This window comes from Acinetobacter sp. YH12045, assembly GCF_013419925.1.
Classification (GTDB): Bacteria; Pseudomonadota; Gammaproteobacteria; order Pseudomonadales; family Moraxellaceae; genus Acinetobacter; species Acinetobacter amyesii.
In genome coordinates this window covers 35,194-56,442 of sequence record NZ_VOZE01000013.1, presented here as the reverse complement: position 1 = coordinate 56,442, position 21,249 = coordinate 35,194, and the positions used below count along the sequence as shown (strand labels likewise).

The following is a 21,249-nucleotide window of genomic DNA, read 5'->3' as shown; positions in this document are numbered from 1 at the left end:
CGCAAATGACAGAGAGAAATCCATTTCTGGCGATTTTTTTAATTTCTTGTAACATTTATACTGAAATAGCGTTAAATTAACGCCTTGTGTCTGTGTTCTGCTTCACTACAATGGCATATCTAAAAAATAAATTTTATATGAGTTGTCTGGATTTTTTTATGTATAAATCAACTGCGACTGTCTGGCAGCCTACGTTACCACAAATTTTTAAATTTACAGTCTTGGGTTCTGCGCTCGCAGCTCTTGGTCTGACGGGCTGTTCTTCATCGCAAACGACTAAGCAGAACTCAGCAAGTAAACAAGTTGGCTCAAACTTTCTCGATGCCAATAGTTTAGATTCACTCGAAGATTTACTTTCTGCAACAGACATGCGTGCCGTAGAAGGCGATCGCCTTTTAGTACTGAAGCATGGTGATGTCTGGAAGCGTATGACTGTGGGTTTCAAAATGGATTTGAACCACTGGGATACGCGAATTGAAGCGCAGCGTGGTTGGTTTATTTCACGTCAACCATATATTGATCGTTTAAGTGCGCGTGCGTCCCGTTATTTATATCACACGGTTAAAGAAGCAGAACGTCGTGGTTTGCCGACTGAGTTGGCGTTATTACCAGTGATTGAAAGTTCTTATGACCCAGCAGCAACCTCAAGTGCAGCCGCAGCGGGCTTATGGCAATTTATTCCAAGTACTGGACGTATTTACGGCTTAAAACAAACCTCAATGTATGATGGTCGTCGTGACGTAGTGGAATCAACGCGTGCAGCTTATGAGTTTTTAGGTGCGCTACATAACCAGTTCGGTTCGTGGGAATTGGCTTTGGCTGCATATAATGCAGGGCCGGGCCGCATTCAACAGGCGATTAACCGTAACCGTGCGGCAGGTTTGCCAACGGATTATTGGTCGCTAAAACTGCCCCAAGAAACCATGAACTATGTCCCACGTTTCTTGGCAGTTGCTCAAATTATTAAAAATCCAAGTGCCTATGGCGTAAGTTTACCGCCAATTGCCAACCGTCCACACTTTCGTGAAGTGGCTGTAGGGCCTGCAAATTTAAATGAAATTGCATCTATTACCGGTTTAAGCCGTGCAGAACTCTATGCACTAAATCCCGGGCATCGTGGCGATGTGATTGACAGCAGTAGCCCAATGCGGATTTTAATTCCTGCGGATGTGAGTCCATCAGTCGATGCACGTTTGAAGAAATTACAATCAGGTGGTTCATCAGGTTATTGGGCAAGTAATTCAACTTATAACTTACCAAAAAATAATGTTGAAATAACACCGTCACGTGTTACTCCGCCGGAATTAAATAGTAAAACTATTCAGCCTGCAAAAGTGACGCCACCTACGCTGACAGCACAGCCGACTGTGACAGCTTCTGCCAAACCACCTGTAGTCGCTGCAACGGTAACGCCAAGTATTCCGTCAGGAACGAAAGGCAAAACACCAATGGGATCATCTGCTTTAGCTGCATTTGCATCGAATAGTGATATTCCAAGTGCGCCGCGTATTCCAGTCGCTGTAACACCTTCGACGCCTGTGAAAGCTGTGTCTGTCGAGCCACCACTCAGCGCAAATGAGCGTGAGCAAATCATGGCGGCTATTAAAGCTGAAGGTGAGACCAAAACAGTCGATGAGGTATTAAAACCAGTAGCGACTAAAGCAGAACAAGAAGAAGTCGTTCAGGAAATTAAAGCTATTGCGCCGAAAGGCACTGAAATTGTCGATCCTTATGATGGCAAGATTAAGTTGACTGCGATTCAGACCAGTCAGTCAATTGCAGACCAACAAGGTAAAGAACTGACGAAAGGGTTCTCTTACCCGAAAAGCGTGGCTGAAAATACAGGTGCAGATTCCGAAGAAGCCAAACGCAACCAAGGTAAAAATGTCATTCGTACAGATTCTGAAATTGTAGTTGTACCACCTAAAGGTAAACGCAGTACTTATACAGTTTTGGCGGGCGACACATTAGCGTTGATCGCGATGAAAAATGGCGTGAATTGGCGTGATATTGCAGCTTGGAACCAAATTTCGCCAGATTCGACCTTGTATGTCGGTACGACCATCTATTTATATGATGCGAAACCGATTGTGCAAAATAATGAAGAATCGAAAGCTAAGCCTATCGCAGATAGCTATGTGGTGAAAGCAAATGACAGTCTTACAGCTGTTGCGAGTCAATTTGGTTTAAGTACGAAGCAACTCGCCGACTACAATGGTTTAACCACCACGAGTGGTTTATATGTTGGGCAGAAATTATCCTTAAAAGAAACGCCAGCATCTAAAGCAAAATTGGAAGCTGACAAGAAAGCAGCTCAAGTTGTCGAAAAACCTGCAAAAGTTCAAACCAAATCCTACACGGTAAAACGTGGTGAATATCTAAAACTCATAGCAGATCGTTATGCGCTGTCAAATCAAGAGTTGGCAGATTTAACAACTGGTTTAACGGCTGGCAGTAGCTTGATGGTGGGGCAAAAAATTAATGTGCCATTACAAGCTGTAGCAGAAGTTGAGAAGCTCGAAAGCAAAGTCGTGAATCGCATTGAAAATGTCAAAGTTGATCCTGCGTATAAAGTTGAAAGCTATAAAGTGCAGCGTGGTGATACGCTTTACAGTATTGCGACGCGGTCAAAAATCAGTTTGTCAGAATTGGCGAGTCTAAATGATATGTCGGCAAACAGTGGGCTGATGGCTGGGCAAAGTATAAAAGTACCTGCAAGTTCAACTGTTCCAGATACTTATGTGGTGCAGTCTGGCGATACACTGACAGGCATTGCTAGTCGCTATGATTTAGGCATGGACTATGTCGCAAATTTAAATGGTATAGAGCGTAGTTCTGGTCTACGCGTTGGGCAGAAATTAAAATTAACAGGTGATGTCGCACCGGTTAAAGTAGAAACCAAAGCTGAGGCGACCAAAATTGAAAGCAAAACCAATACACGAACGAATTCCGTTGATGCGACCGATATTCATGTGGTGAAATCAGGTGAAACATTGGGTGTGATTGCGAAGAAATATCATCTTCAATTACGTTATTTAGCTGAATTAAATGGCCTAAATACCAATAGTGCGATTCGTGTAGGGCAGCGTTTAAAAGTAGATGGTGAACTACCTGCTGATGTAGCTAGTAAAGCAACTGAAACCAAAAAAACGGAAGCTAAATCCTCTACGAGCAATGTGAAACCAACAAATACTGAAAGCTATACTGTGAAATCAGGCGAGTCTTTAAATTCGATTGCTAGTCGGACAGGTTTAACTGTGGCAGCATTGGCTGAATTAAATAACTTGAACCCCCGTGCAGGACTGCGTGTCGGTCAAAATTTACAAGTCCCTAAAACTATCAGTGAATACCGTATTAAACGCGGCGATACGCTGATTGGTTTGGCAAGTCGCTATGGACTAGACACATCAAAACTCGCTGAAATGAATGATATGCAACCGTCTGCTCAGTTACGTATTGGTGACGTGATTAAAGTACCAAACTGAGTCCAAACATTAAGGAGTTAAGTTGAATGTATTCTGCTTCAACTTCGCGTTACGTGTTTGGTATGACTTTGAGCATACTTTCAACAGGGGCGTGGGCTGCGTTGCAGACCACGCCTTTTCTTGCCATACATAGTAGCCCTCAATATCATCAATTACAGGCAATGCCCTATGCCAATCCTCTTGCCAATAAAGGGGGATATATCACGACCTCGAGTATTGGGAGTTTTGATAATTTAAACAGCATGAATGGAAAAGGGCGTTCTGTTGAAGGTATCAATTATCTTTTTGATAGCTTGATGAGTTCATCTTTAGATGAACCGGGTGTGATGTATCCATTGCTTGCCGAAAAGGTGACATTTGACCCGAAAAAAACTAATTTTGTTATTTTTCATTTAAACCCAAAAGCACGGTTTAGTGATGGTTCTGAACTCACTGCTGAAGACGTTAAATTTAGTTTTGATACCTTTCAAACTAAATCAAATCCCGGTCTACAAATGTACTTAGCGGATTTGGACAAAACAGATGTTTTATCTAAATATCAGGTGAGGATGAGTTTTAAATCTGGTCATAATACTGATATGCCCATGATTTTGGCGCAAATGCCGATTTATTCCAAAAAAGATTGGGCAAAAAAAGATTTTACTCAAATTACATTGCAGCCCATATTAGGCTCAGGCCCTTACACGATTGAGACGATCGATGCAGGTAGGAGTATTCGCTACAAGCGCAATCCTGAGTATTGGGGGCAGAACTTAGCCGTCAATCGTGGTCGCTATAATTTTAACCATCTGAAATATGTATATTATCGCAGCCCAGACATAGCCTTTGAAGGCTTTAAAGCAGGTCAATTTACGTTATATGAGGAAAAGACCGCACGTAATTGGGTGGGAGCGTACAATTTTCCTGCTTTTAAAGACGGTAAAATTGTCAAATATCGCTTTAAACATGAACGACCGATTCCGACAAAAAGTCTCGTATTTAATACCCGTCGTGCGCCATTTAGTGATATTCGTTTTCGACAAGCGTTAACCTATGCTTATGATTTTGAATGGCAAAATAAAGCATTATTTTATGGGCAGTATCAGCGTTTGCAGAGTTATTTTAGTAATAGTGTGCTAGAAGCGAAGGGGAAACCCTCTATCCAAGAGTTGGATATTTTAAAACCGATGTTATCGCAACTTGATCCTATTCAAAGACAGGGGGTCTTATCCAATTGGCAATATCCCGTTTCTGATGGCAGTGGATTTAATCGAAAAAATCTGCTGCATGCACGCCAACTGTTATTGAATGCGGGTTATCTTTATCAAGACGGCCGATTGGTGGATGCAAAATCTCGGCCTGTGAAATTCGAAATCTTGATTCAGCAACAAGATTTGCAGCGAACCTTAATGCCATTTATACGAAATTTGAAACGTTTAGGTATTCAGGTGCTATTGCGACAAGTCGATGGACCGCAATACACCGAGCGGATGCGAAATATTGACTTTGATATGATCGTGGATGAAATGCCTCAATCGCTCACTCCAGCGGGTGAGCAAGCTCAACTTTGGGGCAGTCAAGCAGCTGACCAAGTGGGTAATTATAATTACGCAGGGATTAAAAATCCTGTAATAGATCAGCTCATTCAACAGGTGATCAATGCTCCAAATCGGGAAGAATTGATTATTCGTACGCGTGTTTTAGACCGCCTGCTCAGAGCGGGTTATTATCAAATCCCAATGTTTGGGCAAAGTGAAAACTGGTTTGCCTATTGGCATATGTATAAGCAGCCTTATGTCAAACCTAAACTTTCTGTTGGGATTGACTATTGGTGGAGTGATGCAGCTCAAACCAAGCACATAACACAATATTTACGGCAGCAATGAATACACCTGAAGGACAAGGAATGTGAAAGCAACATGGGCACATATATATTAAAGCGTTTGCTCCTGATTATTCCGACGTTGTTTTTCATTTTATTGATTAACTTTGTGGTAATTCAGCTTGCTCCGGGTGGGCCAGTTGAGCAAGCAATTCAGCAAGCTGAGTCCTTTCAAGGTATGGGAAACACAGGTGGTGGTGAAACTGCGACGACAGGCAGTAAATACCAAGGTGCTAAAGGCCTCAGTGAAGAAATGGTGGCAAAAATCGAAGCGCAATATGGTTTCGATAAACCATTATTCGAACGTTTTTGGCTCATGTTAAAGGGCTATGTAACGCTAGATTTTGGTACAAGTTTCTTTAAAGATAAGCCTGTGACTCAGCTGCTTTGGGAAAAGCTGCCTGTATCCTTATCCCTTGGCTTATGGAGTACCTTGCTGATCTATATGGTGTCTATTCCATTAGGCATTAAAAAAGCCCGTCAACATGGTCTGTTATTTGATAAAAGTACGTCTATTTTATTGGCTATCGGCTACGCCATTCCTGCTTTTGCCTTTGCCATTTTACTCATTGTCTTTTTTGCAGGTGGTTCATATTTTCAGTGGTTTCCTCAACAAGGTTTAGTTTCAGAGAATTTTGCTGAGTTAAGTGTATTTGGCAGAATAGCAGATTATTTTTGGCATATGGTGTTGCCTTTGTTTGCTATGGTAATTGGTGGTTTTGCTGGCTTAACTTATCTGACCAAATACTCTTTTATGGAAGAATTAAATAAGCAATATGTTCTTGCTGCTCGTTCTAAAGGTTTGACCGAATCACGTGTGCTGTATGGGCATGTATTTCGTAATGCAATGCTCATAGTCATTGCGGGTCTACCAGAAGCATTGATTGGGATCTTCTTTGTGGGAAATCTATTTATTGAAATTATTTTCAATTTAGATGGTCTGGGATTGTTGGGGTTTGAAGCCATCGTACAGCGTGATTATCCAGTCATTTTTGGCACCTTGTTTATTTTTACCTTGATGGGGCTGATATTAAGATTAATCAGTGATGTCATGTATCAAATGATTGATCCACGAATTAATTTTGATTCGCAGGGGGCAAAATAATGTCTCCGATCATGCAAGCACGTTTTCAACGTTTTAAAGAAAATAAATTAGGCTTTACATGCTTTATCAGCTTTGCCTTGATTTTTATGTTGTCCCTAGCTGTTGAGTTTATTGCCAATGATAAACCGCTCTTGGTTAAATACGATGATTCTTTATATGTGCCGGTACTAAAAAGTTATCCAGAAACCGCTTTCGGTGGGGTATTTGAAACTGAGGCAGATTATAAAGATCCTGTGGTGCAGCAACTGATTGAAGATAAAGGTTGGGCTGTATGGCCACTGATTCAATTTTCCTATCAAACACCGAATTTAGAGTTGGCTGTGCCTGTGCCATCTGCACCGACTGCACAAAATTGGCTCGGTACCGATGACCAAGGACGTGATGTGCTGGCGCGTATTTTATATGGACTACGTGTGTCGCTCCTGTTTGGCTTTGCATTAACCTTCGCTTCAGCCATATTGGGCATCATCGTTGGGGCGATACAGGGCTATTATGGTGGCTGGGTAGACCTCATTGGTCAACGAATTTTGGAAGTCTGGGGTGGACTCCCGATGCTATTCATGGTGATGATTTTGGTCAGCATGTTTACGCCGAGTGTGTATTGGCTCTTTGTCATTATGCTGTTGTTTGGTTGGCCCACCTTAGTTGGCTTGGTTCGTGCAGAGTTTTTACGGGCGCGTAATTTTGACTATGTACGTGCAGCACGGAGTCTTGGTGTTACAGATAGCACCATTATTTTTCGGCATATCTTACCAAATGCGATGAGTTCCAGTCTTTCACAGCTACCTTTCATGCTTACGGCAAATATTACAGCACTGACAGCCTTAGATTTCTTAGGGTATGGCTTACCGCCTGATGCCGCGTCATTAGGTGAGTTATTGCTTCAAGGGAAAAACAATCTGAATGCACCATGGCTTGCTTTATCGGGGTTTTTTACCTTAGCGATTGTGCTGTCTTTACTGATTTACATTGGGGAGGCGACACGTGATGCATTCGATCCTAGACGTCAATAATCATCAAGTTAATGTACCTCCCATCGTGTTAGAAGTGGAACATTTACATATTTCCCATGCAGCACAGGTCTTGGTTGAAGACCTGAAATTTAATTTGCATGCAGGTGAAACGATAGCCATTGTTGGTGAAAGCGGTTCTGGTAAATCGATTAGCAGCCTAGCTATACTCGGTTTGTTGCCAAGTGATCTGCAGGTCACAGGGAGCGTCAGCCTTAACGGACAAGCAATACTTGGACTGAGTCCTGAGCAGCATCGAAACATTCGTGGGCAGAAAATTGCCATGATTTTTCAAGAGCCGATGACGGCCTTAAATCCCTTACATCGGGTGGAAAAGATTGTTGGTGAGTCACTGTTGTTACAGGGATGGTCGAAGGCAAAAACTCGACAGCGGGTTATAGAATTATTAAATGATGTGGGTATTCCAGATGCTGAAGATAAATTAAGACGCTATCCACATGAGTTATCAGGCGGGCAGCGACAACGTGTCATGATTGCCATGGCATTGGCCTTAGATCCTGATATTTTAATCGCTGATGAGCCAACTACGGCTTTAGATGTCACCTTACAAGCGCAAATCTTAAATTTATTAAAGTCGCTACAACAGCAGCGTAATATGGCGATGATATTAATTAGCCATGACCTGAATTTGGTCAAGCGCTATGCCGAACATGTGATTGTGATGAATCGTGGTCAAGTGGTGGAGCAAGGTAATGTTCAGGAAATTTTTGAGCAACCGAAGCAGGCGTATACCCAAAATTTATTAGACCATGATTTTGGTAAAGCAATACAGGTTTCGCAAACTCAAAAACTTTTAGAATTACGCCAGTTAGGAGTGAAATTCCCAGTCAAACAAGGCTTATTGAACCGCATCAAAAATTATGTCGTTGCTGTAGAAGCTTTGGATTTAACAGTGGCTGAAGGTGAGTCGATCGGTATTGTTGGTGAGAGTGGTTCAGGGAAAAGCTCTTTAGCACTGGCTATTGCTCGGCTCATAGAAAGTGATGGTGAAATTATGTTAAATCAACACGCCATCAATCAACTTTCAGAAAAACAGCTCAGACCTTTACGTCGTGAATTTCAAATCGTCTTTCAAGATCCATTCAGTAGTTTAAATCCACGGCTCAATGTAGAGCAAACCATTGGGGAAGGTCTGGCCTTACAGCATTTATCTGCAAATGAAATTGCACAGCGTATAGATGAAGCATTGCAGAAAGTCGAATTAGCCAGTTCGTTTAAGCAGCGTTATCCGCATGAGTTGTCCGGTGGGCAACGACAGCGAGTTGCCTTGGCACGTGCATTGGTTTTACGCCCTAAATTGCTGATACTCGATGAACCTACATCGGCACTTGATCGGACGACACAAAAAGCTATCGTGAAGCTACTAAGGCGTTTGCAGCAAGAATTTAATATGAGTTATATATTTATCAGTCACGATTTACACGTGGTCAAAGCCCTCTGTCAAAAAGTTTTGGTACTACGACATGCCAAAGTCATGGAATTTCAAGACACCGCAGATTTATTTGCGCGACCACAAACGGAGTATACCCGTAAATTAATTGAAGCCAGCCAATACTAAAATCAAACTTATGGATATTTTGACAAGTGTCATTGTCAAAATATCCTTGACCTTTAGAAAATAATACTTAGAGTAAATACTCAGGACTTATTATTTCATTTTGGATATTGCCATGAGCCATTTAGCTGAAAGCTTTAAAATTCGTAATACCACATTTAAAAATCGCATCATTAAAGGTGCAATGAGTGAAGCATTGGCCAATACCGCAGGCCAGCCAAATCACTTACATTTTGGATTATATGAAGCTTGGGCGAAGGGTGGCTTAGGCTGTGCCATTACGGGTAATGTCATGGTGGATTTTCGTGCTAAAAATGAGCCGGGGGTTGTTGTCGCTGAAACAGAGCGAGATTTGGCGCAGTTAACACAGTGGGCTGAGTTAGGCAAAAAGCACGGCATGGTGCAATTGGTTCAACTTTCACATCCGGGCCGTCAATGTCCAAAAGGTTTAAATAAAGAAACGGTTGCACCGTCTGCTGTGCCATTTAGTCCGATGCTAGCCACAACGTTTGGAACACCGCGCGAACTTCGTGAAGATGAAATTTTGGATATCATTCAGCGTTTTGCACGTGCCGCACACATTTGTGAAAAGGCAGGCTTTGAAGGCGTGCAATTGCATGGTGCGCATGGTTATTTAATTAGTCAGTTTTTGTCGCCATTGACCAATAAACGTCAAGATCAGTGGGGCGGCTCAAATGAAAATCGCATGCGCTTTTTGCTTGAAATCTACAAGGCAGTTCGTGCAGCGACGACAGATGATTTTATCATTTCGGTCAAACTCAACTCTGCTGATTTCCAACGCGGCGGAATTAGCGAAACGGATGTGATTGAGGTCTTTAAGGCAATCGATTCCGCAGGGATTGATATGATTGAAATCTCGGGCGGTTCCTATGAAGCGCCAGCGATGGCGGGTGCTAAAGAAGAAAAACGTAAAGCCAGTACCATTGCTCGTGAAGCTTATTTCCTCGATTTTGCGGACAATATCCGTAAAGAAGTGAAATGCGCATTAATGGTTACCGGTGGGTTTAGAACCGTGCAAGGCATGAATGCTGCACTAGACAGTGGAGCTTGTGATTTTATTGGTATTGCACGTCCTTTCGCTGTAGAAGTCGATTTGGCTGATCGTTTATTGGCGGGGCAGGATGTTCGTTACGGTGTGGACAAAATTAAAACTGGCATACCGATGATTGATAAAATGGCGATTATGGAAATTATTTGGTACGCCGCTCAGTTTAAATCGATTGGTGAAGGAAAACAGCCAAATCCTAATCTTTCACCCTTAAAAGTGTTTTTTAAATATCTCAAAGGCAATTTAACTGCGGTCATTAAAGGGCAAGTCAATTCACGTAAGTCAGCTTAATCAATCATTGAATTTTTAGAATCAGGGCAATCGACATATATTCATGTTATGGTTGCCTTTATTCATATCAATATTGCTTACAATAAAAATGTCTAAAATTTTAATATTAATAGTCATTCTTTCGGGGCTCAGTTCTGCTCTCTATGCCCAGTCTACATTTCAGACGGGAGATATTATTTTTCATATCTCAAAGTCACAACAAAGTTTAAGCATTCAAAAGGCGACACATTCGCCTTATAGTCACATGGGCATGATCGTAAATAAAAATAACCAAACTTGGGTGCTTGAAGCTATTCAACCTGTGCAATATACCGCTTTAAATCAATGGATCGCGCGTGGGGAGAATGCTCACTATGTGGTGAAAAGGCTCAAACAACCCTTAAATGTGCCGCAGAAAACGAAGCTAGTACAAAATGCAGAAAAGTACTTGGGCAAACCCTATGATATTTATTTTGAATGGGATGACCGTGCAATTTACTGTTCTGAAATTGTTTGGAAAGCTTATCAGCATGCTTTAGGAATCGAACTTTCGCCGTTACAACAACTTAAACAATTTGATTTAAAACAAAATGAAGTGCAGCGTCTAATGCGGCAGCGCTATGGTCAAAATATTCCGCTAAATGAGCAGGTGATTGCCCCTAAGGCCATTTATGATTCAAAACTTTTAAAAGAAATATTTAGAAATTAAGGCAATAAAAAAGCCCAAGTCGCAATGCTTGAGCTTTTTAATGAGTGGTTGAAACCATCTCGAATATGGCGTCCCTACGGGGATTCGAACCCCGGTTACCGCCGTGAAAGGGCGATGTCCTAGGCCTCTAGACGATAGGGACAGTACAGAAAGCAAATTTTAAAACCGTTTATTCTAGTCTAAGTTTTTAGACTAAATAATGGCGTCCCTACGGGGATTCGAACCCCGGTTACCGCCGTGAAAGGGCGATGTCCTAGGCCTCTAGACGATAGGGACTTAATAAAATGTACTTCTGAAAATTGGCGTCCCTACGGGGATTCGAACCCCGGTTACCGCCGTGAAAGGGCGATGTCCTAGGCCTCTAGACGATAGGGACGTTTCAGAGGTGGGCGTATATTAGGGTGAAAATTGGGGGGTGTCAAACGCTTTTCTATAAATAAATTCAGTTTTTGTTGTTGAGTGCATAAAATTAAAACAATTTGCTAAAAATGTTTGAAAAATACATTATTTATGTCGATTTTTTCAACACTTGTAAGATTGTAGCAATAACTTCTGGATGCGTTAAATATCCAGCAATATCGTGTGGGTGTTCAATCGATGTCTGAATTTGCTGGTTAATAATGGCGGGTTGAAAATCAAATGATGCCTGACTCAGCGGAAAAGCGCTGAGAAAATCATCATGTGAATAAAAGTTTAACCAATCGCCTGAAATTGCATCAGGTCGCTGTAAAGGCTGAGGTAAGTGGGCTTGGATGACACGAAAAGCCAAAGGTGAGCCCAAGGTGATAAAGCGCTGTATGTTGAGTTCAGGATGTAACAGTAAAAAATGATACGCAATCACGCTACCTAATGAATGTGCAATCAACAGGGTGGGTTTCGTTTGATGTAATTGCTCATGCAGACGAGTGTGAACTGCCTGAATAAAGTGTGGATTGGATAAATAGAGATAAGTTTCGACCAAAAATTTATGCAAAAGTGTGGCATGTAATTTTGGGAAATAATTCATTAAAACTGCAAAATCGCGTAGGGCAAGATCTTTGCCGAGTGCGGTGATCGATTTGAATGACTGGCTCAATCCAATAGCATCATTGAGGGTGATGTCAGGTAGATTGTTTTGTACGGCATGATGCTCAAGTACTTTTGGTGATTTTTCTGGGAGTTCAGTACGATGGATAAACGGAAAATGTGGCCACGTTTGAGGCGTCAAGGTGCTGGCTTGAAGCATATTCTGCAAATGATAACGCGTGAGTAAATCTCCATAAAAAGGCATGCGCATATGGTGCTGTATATATGATAAAAAAGTCTCTTGATGGCTTTGCTTTAAGCCTTGAGACAACAGTGCAAGCCAATGCTGTTCGAGCGAACGTGCTGTTTGTTGCTGTTGATTCATGCCATGGATAAAGATGATCTGCATATTGCACCTCATCGACGGATCAGTTTTTATTCTACTTTTATTAAAATATAGCCATAAAAAAAGAGCAACCGAAGTTACTCTTTTATCGTGTTTGGCATGACAACACAGATCAATCTTTGTTGTGATACAAGGTGTAGTAGCTGATATAACACGCCACAATGAAGATCATACAGCAGATAAAGCCAGTCAACATTTCTGGGTCAAATACCATACTAATACAGGTAATCAGACAGAATACAAAACCGAGTATCGGCACGATTGGGAAGAGTGGTGCAGCAAAAGCTAAATCTTTTGCAGTTTTGCCTTCTTTATACCACTGACGGCGGAAGTTGAATTGGCTTAAACAAATACTCATCCACACCACCACCATGGTAAATGCCGCAACACCTAACAAGTTTTTGAAGATGGTTTCTGGTGCAAATTGCTCAGAAAGTAAGCCCGGCATACCACCGATCATGGTCACAATTACTGCAACATAAGGAATACCGCGCGAGTTCACTTTAGAGAACACTGCAGGTAATTGCTTACTATAGGACAATGACCACATCATTCGAGATGCAGCAAATAAACCTGAGTTTGCAGCAGAAAGTAGGGCTGTGATAATCACAAAGCGGATGATGTCTTCTGCATAAGGAATACCAATGTGCTGGAATACCGTTACGAAAGGTGAACTACTTACACCTTCGGCAGATAAGCCGGCTTCTTGGTGTGGCAATAATGCAGTAATAACAACAATGGTACCTACAAAGAAAATCAACAAGCGGAAAATCGCCGTGTTAATGGCTTTAGGTACATTTTTAGCTGGATCTTTGGTTTCACCCGCAGCAACACCAATCAGTTCAGTACCTGAGAATGCAAAGTTAACAATCAACATTGTAGCGAAGATTGGGAACAAACCTTCAGGGAACCAGCCTTGTGCAGTGAGGTTGCTAAACAGCGGTGAAGCTTCATAGCCTTGATAGCCTAAAACACCAAAAATGGCCAATAGACCCAAAATAATAAAGGCTACAACGGTAATCACTTTGACTAAGGCTAGCCAAAATTCAGATTCAGCAAACCATTTGGTTGAAATCATATTCAAGCAGAATACAAAAGCACCAAAGATTAAGGTCCACATCCACATAGAGCTGTCTGGGAACCATTCCTGCATTAAAAGTGCAGCAGCGGTAAATTCAGTTCCTAGCGTTACTGACCATGTCAGCCAATACAGCCAAGTGATGGTATAACCCGTACCCGGTCCGATATAGCGTTTAGCATAAGCGCCAAATGAACCAGATTCAGGCATATGTACAGCGAGCTCGCCTAAGCAAAGCATCACCATATAGGCGATAATACCGCCTAAAAAATACGAAATAATGGCACCTACAGGCCCCGTTTGTGCAATGACTTCACCCGAACCAAGAAATAAACCAGTACCGATTGCGCCGCCAAGCGAAATCATCACCAGATGTCGAGTACTCATAGCGCGTTTTAACGGCGCAGAATTGCCCTGATGCGAAGCATCATTCGGAGAATGTGATGACTGCATAGAGAAAAAGGAGAATCAAATAATGAAGCGAGTAATTGTAGAGAAGAATGCAATGATGATGCAATCAATTAATATAAATTATAGATAAATAAACTTTAAGTTTGTCAAAGCTGACAGAAGAATTGGCGTCCCTACGGGGATTCGAACCCCGGTTACCGCCGTGAAAGGGCGATGTCCTAGGCCTCTAGACGATAGGGACGTTTTGAGGTGGGTGTATAGTACATAGCCCATCTATATTTGTCAAAATAGAGTTTCATTGTTATATTCTAAATGTATATAAATGAAACAAAAACAGAATTTTTTTAATGAAAAATAATTTTAATGAGTTTATTTCTGGAATTTTATTTGAAATCAATCAATTTAATGTGGGCAAAGTCCATGAAAGATTCTATATAGTTTTATTGAATTATTTGCATTGGTTTGAAATTTATACAAATAATTTTTCTTCGTATATTAGTAAATCAGAGTTTGAAAGAATTATTGATGAACTTTTATTTAGGGATTTAGATGGGGAAAGTAGAATTACGTATAATCACCTCAAATCTTTAGATGATTCTCATTATTTTTTAGATATCCAGAGCTTTTTTAAATTATATTTAATCTTAAAGGTTCGAAGATATCAGTTGTCTAGTGATGATGTAGAACTTGAAAAATTAGAAAAAAAATTGGATGTATGTTTTGAGCCAATGTTGTGGAGTAAAGACAAACAAGATTTATTGGTTATTAATCGTGATTTTCCTGAATTTAAAAAACAGATGAATTCAAGTCGGGTGCTTTTGCCACTTTCATTAATAGTTTTTAACTTTACTTTTGTTGAATTAATATCTAATACAAGTTTGAGAGTATCTATCCAAATATTTCTAGCAATAGTAGCTGCGTGTCTTTTAGCTAATGTTTCTAAGGGGGCAAAATCCGAAAAGGACTCATTAGAGTTGAAAGTATGGGATTATATCTTGGTGTTGAGCGAGGATAAAAACTCATTGACGAAAAGCAGTTGAACTATTTCCCTAAATTATAATTTGTACAGTGGTTTTTGTGGATTAAACTGCTCCCACAAATCATTTTTGACTTTATATGGAAACCCTAATTTTTCTCTCATAGGGAAGAGAAATAGTTTCATAAAAAAAGGTGGCTAATGAGCCACCTTAACTATTTTATTTATCGTGATATAACCAATAATAACCTGCATAACATGCTGCCATAAAGATCAGACAGCCAATAAAGCCTGAAAGCATTTCAGGATCTGCAGCCATACTTAAACCTGTTGCGGTACAGCAGACAAAGCCAAGGATTGGAACCAATGGGAACCATGGTGTACGGAATTTAAGTTCTGACACGCTATGACCTTGTTTCAGCCATTGGCGACGGAAGTTAAATTGACTCCAACAAATACTCATCCACACGATCACCATGGTGAAGGCAGCAACCCCCATCAAGTTTTTGAAGATGACATCTGCGCCAAATTGTTCTGATAATAGACCCGGTAAACCACCGATCATAGTGACCAATACAGCAATATAAGGCACACCAGTTTTGCTTAATTTGCCGAAAGCACGTGGCAATTGCTTTTGTGCGGACAGTGCCCACATCATACGCGATGCAGCATATAAACCAGAGTTAGCTGTAGACAGTAAGGCCGTAATAATGACGAAACGAATCAAGTCTTCTGCATAGGGAATGCCCATCAGGTTAAATACGGAAACGAATGGACTGCTACTTAAGCCGCCATGTCCACCAACATTTAAACCTGCATCGGTATAGGTCAACAGGGAACTGATGACGATAATAGTGCCGACAAAGAATATGATTAAGCGCCATACCGCAGCATGAATGGCTTTAGGCACATTCTTTTCAGGGTTTTCAGTTTCACCTGCAGCGATACCAATCATCTCCGTACCATTAAAGGCAAAGTTCACGATCAATAGCGTGGCAAACAGAGGGAACAAACCATTTGGCAGCCAACCATGTTCAGTCAGATTGTGGAACATTGGAGCTGATTCATAGCCTTGGAAAGGCACGAAACCAAAGATGCAGGCAAAACCAAGGATGATGAAAATCAACACTGTTGCAACTTTCACCATGGATAACCAAAATTCTGACTCTGCGAATGCGCGTGTAGAACTTAGATTAGAAATCAGTACACCAGCAGCAAAGATCAGTGTCCATAACCAAATAGAGGTTTGTGGAAACCATTCCTGCATCAAAATAGCCGCCGCAGTAAATTCTGTACCTAAGGTGGCAGACCAGCCCAACCAGTACATCCAAGACACCATATAACCGGTACCCGGGCCAATATAATTTGTCGCAAAAGCACCAAAAGAGCCAGAAACAGGTAAATGTACGGCAAGCTCACCCAAACAGAGCATAACCATGTAGGCGATTAGACCGCCAATAATGTAGGCAAGTACAGCGCCCAAAGGCCCAGCTTGTGAAATAACTTCACCTGAACCCATAAACAAACCAGTACCAATTGCACCACCAAGTGAGAGCATCACAAGGTGTCGAGTCGTCATCGCACGTTTAAGCGATGGACTTTTACCTTCAGCAGACGAGTGTTGCGAAGGTTCAGAGGGAGATTGCATAGTGAAAAGAAAATTGAATGAAAGGTATATTTTATGATTGAATGCAGTGAAATGATTGATAAATCGAATTTTTCTTATAATGTGATAATACTGATCTAAAATTTAAATCTTTAGCACTGACCATTGGATTAATGGTCAGGAGTTTGATACTCAGCTTCAGAAGTTGCAGGTACTTGAGTTTGTTCAGCTACAGGGGCTTCGTTGTCATCGCGGCTCACAATATACAGATAGAGTGCAGATGGAAATAAGATGGCTAAAACCAAGAGCAACTTTTTAAACATAGGGTGTTCTTACATCAAAATAGATCAAGCTGAAGTATAAACAAAACCAGTCAGGCTGTAATTAATGTTTACGATTATTCTGTTCTAGATTAGACAGGATGACTTGGTAAATGTCAGAGTAGTGTTGTTTAAAGTTCCGTTGTTGCATGATCGTGATGGTTGAGGTATTTGGCTTGACACCCAGTTTTAAAATTTTTTGGGTTAAAGCGAGTTGAGGGGAGCGACCATCAAAATGTGTATTTAGTAAGTTACCATCGGTATATTTTACTGTGAGTCCGATATTCTGGAGATGATCAAAAACATCAGGCAAACCAAAACCGGCAGCTTTGTAGAGTAAATTATATGTTTCTGCACGATAGCCACGGCCGTATGTTTGATGTGTTTTTAATAATCCTAATGCATTATAAAATTCTAATTTAGCCATAATTTCTTGTTCATTAATAGAACCATCGCCATTTTTTAAAATCCTATTGATGGTGTTAAAAGTCACATCGTGTGAGCTGGGTTTGCAATCAGCAGCAATCAGTCGCTTGATATCTTGAAGTGGAAGTATAAGATGTGCTGTGTCACACATTTTTTTAATTTCTTTATTTTTCATTTTACTGCTTTGAATATTTTTATTTTCAAATTCCTGCACTATGGCTGACCAACCATATATGTTTATAAATTTATAATAACGAGATGCATCATTTGTCATCCCTTTGATCTTTTTAAAGTCTTGAATGTTTTTCACTGATGGTGCATTGGTAGCGTGATTTTGTGGCACTGGAGCATTTGCAAAGCAATGCATACTCATTAGCAGGCAGCTGGTAATAACGATGTTTTTCATGGTTTGTGTGCTTTTAATAAATTGTAAACGTTAGGATATTTGGTTGAAAAGTCATTCTGTTTTATTTGTTTATAAACGTTACTATTGGGCTCGATTCCTGCATTCAGTAGTTTTTGAACCAAACTCACAGAAGGGTTACGGCCTTTGATATTGTCTAAAATTAAATTACCATCCACGCCCGTGTAATCGACACCAATACTCAGCAAATAATCAGAAACGTCTTTTAGTCCCCAACCAATTGCGTTAGATTGCAAAGAGCTTTTTTCTTCATACGGGCCAAATTTATACGTAACGTGAGTTTGTAAAACATTTTCCGATTTGTAGAATTTTAATTTTTCAATGATTTCGTTTTGATCTATTTTGCCTTCTGCATTGGTTAATGCGCCATTAATAATCATAGAGGATGAACGGCCATTGAGTGGTTTGCAATTTGCTTTAAATAAGCGTTTGGTTTGATCGGCAGTACTTAGACTCAATGCAATTTCGCAAAGTTTTTCTTTTTCCCCATTAGGCATTTTACTTTTTAGAATGGTTCCATTTTCGAAATCACGAACGATTGACTCCCAACCGTATTTGGTTGCTGTTCGGTAATACTGTATTGCTTCTTCGCTCAATTTTTTGGGTTTTTTCGCTTGTATTTGAGTGTCACGATCGTTGGTTTTGGGAATAAAAGATTCTTGGTCATCATTCAATGCTGTTTGATTTGTCTGATTGGCATCGTGCTCAACAGTATTTGAAGGATTTGTCGGTAGGCTGGCTTCGGGTCTAAAAATGTAGATGAAGATACCGAGACATACTATGCACAGGCCAAAGAGTAAGATTATTTTTTTCATGTTTTATTCTATTTGAAAATGAATCAAGAGCGTTTTTAGGCGCTCTTGATAGGGGAAGTTTAAAATTTAAATGTGACATCAGCAATGAACTGTCGCCCAATTTCAGATCTAAGTCTGTTGGTCGACTCACTAATACCTGGGGTGGTATAGATATTATGTCGATTGGTAATATTGTTAATGGTTAAACCGAATATTGCTTTGTAGTCTTTAGCGAAATTGAAATCATAAGTGGTACGCATATCCCAACTAAATCGAGGTCTAATCGTATCTGTAGCATAGGCTTCCAACAGGACACCATCATGCTCAACTTTGTTTTTTAGTTTATACGTATCTTTATATTCAGATTTGTAGCTTAAGAAGTTATTAATCTTTAATGGTAAATTTGAAAACTCAATGTCCCAACCAAAACGAGCAGTCCAAGGCTGATTGAAATTTTCAACAGGACGTTCATTAAATTGGATGAGGCTGCCGTTAAAGATAATATCGCGATCTTCAGCAGCCGTATTACTGTTAACGTTATATGACTCAGAATAGTCTAAATAATTTTTTTCTGATTCAGTGTAATCAAAGCCAAAGTTAAACCTGTGCAGAGAGTTTTTATATACGACTGGCAGCGTATTTCTGAGTGTGAGTGTGTAAATGTCAGCTTTTGCTTTACCACTATTACTATATTCAAAATGATCGATGGTATTGCTGGTTGTTGGATCAATAAAACGATTTTTTGTAATTTCATCTTTGATATCGCGATTCACCCATTTCAGACCAAGGTTCCAGTTTTTAACTTGGCTATTAATGGCAAACACAATTTCGTCAGCATAAGGGGGCTTTAAATTGGCACGTTGAATATTGGAATTAGCTAATATTAAATCTGATAACCCAGTTTGAGTCCAATAGTCTTCAGTTTGATTTTTTGTGCGTTTTAAATTGTATTCCAAAAATGCAAGTTGATCTTGCAGTTCAGTGGCTAAGGTATAGTTTGCATAATATCGATTCCATCCCGTAGTGAAGGACAGAAGATCATTTTTTAGCGGTTTATAGTTAAAGGCAGTACGAGGTGCAATATTTAAATTTTTCGATAAGCTATCATAATCTGCACGTAAACCTAAACGCGCTGAAAAATTATCCCAAGTCGATGTGTTTTCAATGAAGGTATGCACACGTTGTTGGTCAATATTAACTTTACCTTTTTGATAATACTTGCCATTTGTTTGATATTGGCCTTGATAGTTATTTTCATCCGTTGCTTCATCACAAAGAATATCACCTGCCGTACAGCTAATGCCTGAACTAGATGTAAAAGTCTTAGGCTGATTATACATATAGGCATCGTTAGGCCGTTCCCATGCAACTTTAGAATAGTCATAGCCCATACCAAAGCTTAATTGTTGCATGCTGTTGCCAATCTGAATGGTATCAAACGCATTTTTTAGACTATACGAAAATGTATCTTGGTGTAATTCAATATCACTACTTGTGGCACCTTCACCAGGATTGGAACTCCAGTTTTTAGTTGGTGTTTGCTTCCAAAGAATGCCGGTAGTTGAATCATTTTCACGTGCTTGGCTTAGCGTTTGATAGCTAATATTTTGTTTTAATGTTGAATTATTGAGTTTACTTTCTAATTCACCAAAAAATGTCAGCGTTTCTGTATTGCTAATACTTTTTGAATTTATTCGCTTATCAACGAAATTTAGACTGTCCAAATCCCCTAAATCAAAGCCAAACTTCGCTTTGGTTGTGTCCGAAGGTGTATAAAAAAGGGTAGTCCCTAAGTTGATATTATTACGCTCGCTTTTGACTTTACTGCGATCTTCTAAACCACTCATTACTGGAACGATGGATTCACGTTTAGAGGCATAACTATTGATGCCCCATTGTTCAGAGAGTTTGCTGTATAGATTCAGGCTTAGGCCGTGTTTTTTATATTCTTTATTATTTGATGATGTTGGATCTTCAAACTCTGCAGCTTCTTCTTCATCGGTAAAATGATAACGTGACCAATCACTTTCCGTGTAGTCGTAAGTAAGGGAGCCGTGGATTTTGCCAATTTCAGTATTTGGGGCACAAGTTTCAGCATTAACTACACCACCTGTAAATTCGCCGTATGCTGCAGAAACATTACTATCGATCAATTCTAATTTACAAATTAAATCGGTATTTAGGGCAATCCCTTGTGAGCCACCATCAAGCTTGCCTGAATAGGAGTTGCCGCTTGCCAGAGGGTCAAGGTTATTGGTGGTATTGACGCCGTTAATTACAAATTTATTTCGGTAAGTTTGCGCGCCATTAATAGATATCTCGGATGGTCGTAGCTCAGCCTGTGAATCTGCAGAACGTTGTTCACGGCTAAACTGCACATTTGGATTAACTTTTAAAAAGTCTGTGATATTTTTTGAGCTATTCGGCGTTTTTTCTAAATCTTCTTTGGTGTAGACGGTTTTACCTACTTCTTGCTTGGCTTTGACTTCAACCTCAATAGGTGTCATCGACACCGTATTGGTTTTGATTTCTTCGGAGATCTGGCTTTCATTTGCATACGTTTGAGATGCTAAAGCAGTCAAAATTGCGATATTAAGGGGAGAATAGGCAAAGCGCATGGCTGTCAACAATTATGCAGATAAAAACGATAGCGATTATCATTAACTTTACAAGAATAATCAATAGAAATGAGAATTATTTGCAATAAGTGATTTTTTA

General features: G+C 40.2%; 15 protein-coding genes and 4 tRNA genes. 8 read left to right on the top strand and 11 right to left on the bottom strand.

Going from position 1 to position 21,249, the window contains the following annotated elements:
- The first annotated feature begins 158 nt into the window (after positions 1–158).
- The 7 genes from FTU02_RS13810 to FTU02_RS13780 all read left to right on the top strand — a co-directional run bounded on the left by FTU02_RS13810 (position 159) and on the right by FTU02_RS13780 (position 11,085).
- Entirely contained in the window at positions 159–3,485 is a 3,327-nt protein-coding gene (locus FTU02_RS13810; protein WP_180157639.1) for a LysM peptidoglycan-binding domain-containing protein, read from the top strand.
- Between the two features lie 26 nt (positions 3,486–3,511).
- Positions 3,512–5,350 carry an extracellular solute-binding protein gene (locus tag FTU02_RS13805; protein WP_180157637.1) on the top strand — a complete coding sequence of 613 codons (1,839 nt, stop codon included), beginning with the start codon at positions 3,512–3,514 and terminating at the stop codon, positions 5,348–5,350.
- A gap of 33 nt (positions 5,351–5,383) precedes the next feature.
- On the top strand, positions 5,384–6,451 hold the full coding sequence (locus tag FTU02_RS13800) for a microcin C ABC transporter permease YejB (RefSeq protein ID WP_180157635.1): 1,068 nt from the start codon (positions 5,384–5,386) through the stop codon (positions 6,449–6,451).
- Positions 6,451–7,464 (top strand): ABC transporter permease, encoded by a 1,014-nt coding sequence (locus FTU02_RS13795; RefSeq protein WP_180157632.1) that lies wholly within the window; start codon positions 6,451–6,453, stop codon positions 7,462–7,464. The genes FTU02_RS13800 and FTU02_RS13795 overlap by 1 nt, the downstream gene beginning before the upstream one ends.
- On the top strand, positions 7,439–9,040 hold the full coding sequence (locus FTU02_RS13790; RefSeq protein WP_180157661.1) for an ABC transporter ATP-binding protein: 1,602 nt from the start codon (positions 7,439–7,441) through the stop codon (positions 9,038–9,040). The genes FTU02_RS13795 and FTU02_RS13790 overlap by 26 nt, the downstream gene beginning before the upstream one ends.
- Before the next feature lie 112 nt (positions 9,041–9,152).
- Positions 9,153–10,397: an NADH:flavin oxidoreductase/NADH oxidase family protein gene (locus FTU02_RS13785; protein WP_180157630.1), complete on the top strand. Its 1,245-nt coding sequence runs from the start codon at positions 9,153–9,155 to the stop codon at positions 10,395–10,397.
- A 43-nt stretch (positions 10,398–10,440) separates the two neighbouring features.
- Positions 10,441–11,085 (top strand): YiiX family permuted papain-like enzyme, encoded by a 645-nt coding sequence (locus tag FTU02_RS13780; RefSeq protein ID WP_306670238.1) that lies wholly within the window; start codon positions 10,441–10,443, stop codon positions 11,083–11,085.
- Positions 11,086–11,151: 66 nt separating this feature from the next.
- Here FTU02_RS13780 and FTU02_RS13775 read toward each other — a convergent pair.
- The 6 genes from FTU02_RS13775 to FTU02_RS13750 form a co-directional block, all read right to left on the bottom strand.
- Positions 11,152–11,227: transfer RNA gene (locus tag FTU02_RS13775), tRNA-Glu, on the bottom strand.
- A 58-nt stretch (positions 11,228–11,285) separates the two neighbouring features.
- A tRNA-Glu gene (locus FTU02_RS13770) sits at positions 11,286–11,361 on the bottom strand.
- A gap of 24 nt (positions 11,362–11,385) precedes the next feature.
- Positions 11,386–11,461: transfer RNA gene (locus FTU02_RS13765), tRNA-Glu, on the bottom strand.
- A gap of 132 nt (positions 11,462–11,593) precedes the next feature.
- Complete coding sequence (locus FTU02_RS13760) at positions 11,594–12,499, bottom strand: alpha/beta hydrolase (protein WP_180157626.1); 906 nt, start codon at positions 12,497–12,499, stop codon at positions 11,594–11,596.
- 109 nt (positions 12,500–12,608) lie between these two features.
- Entirely contained in the window at positions 12,609–14,027 is a 1,419-nt protein-coding gene (locus FTU02_RS13755; RefSeq protein ID WP_180157624.1) for an amino acid permease, read from the bottom strand.
- A 123-nt stretch (positions 14,028–14,150) separates the two neighbouring features.
- Positions 14,151–14,226, bottom strand: a tRNA-Glu gene (locus tag FTU02_RS13750).
- Positions 14,227–14,332: 106 nt separating this feature from the next.
- Between FTU02_RS13750 and FTU02_RS13745 the strand changes: the two genes are divergently transcribed.
- Complete coding sequence (locus FTU02_RS13745; protein WP_180089078.1) at positions 14,333–15,025, top strand: hypothetical protein; 693 nt, start codon at positions 14,333–14,335, stop codon at positions 15,023–15,025.
- Between the two features lie 156 nt (positions 15,026–15,181).
- On the opposite strand, the gene FTU02_RS13740 is transcribed toward FTU02_RS13745, so the two are convergent.
- From FTU02_RS13740 to FTU02_RS13720, 5 genes are all read right to left on the bottom strand, one after another.
- On the bottom strand, positions 15,182–16,609 hold the full coding sequence (locus FTU02_RS13740; RefSeq protein ID WP_078192919.1) for an amino acid permease: 1,428 nt from the start codon (positions 16,607–16,609) through the stop codon (positions 15,182–15,184).
- Positions 16,610–16,737: 128 nt separating this feature from the next.
- Positions 16,738–16,890, bottom strand: coding sequence for a hypothetical protein (locus FTU02_RS13735; protein WP_180094775.1), 153 nt, complete (start codon positions 16,888–16,890; stop codon positions 16,738–16,740).
- A 61-nt stretch (positions 16,891–16,951) separates the two neighbouring features.
- Entirely contained in the window at positions 16,952–17,719 is a 768-nt protein-coding gene (locus FTU02_RS13730; RefSeq protein WP_180157622.1) for a hypothetical protein, read from the bottom strand.
- On the bottom strand, positions 17,716–18,552 hold the full coding sequence (locus FTU02_RS13725) for a hypothetical protein (RefSeq protein WP_180157620.1): 837 nt from the start codon (positions 18,550–18,552) through the stop codon (positions 17,716–17,718). Before FTU02_RS13725 ends, FTU02_RS13730 begins: the two co-directional genes overlap by 4 nt.
- 59 nt (positions 18,553–18,611) lie before the next feature.
- The gene (locus FTU02_RS13720) at positions 18,612–21,149 is read right to left on the bottom strand and encodes a TonB-dependent receptor plug domain-containing protein (RefSeq protein WP_180157618.1); all 2,538 of its coding nucleotides are present in this window, start codon (positions 21,147–21,149) and stop codon (positions 18,612–18,614) included.
- Between the last annotated feature and the right edge of the window lie 100 nt (positions 21,150–21,249).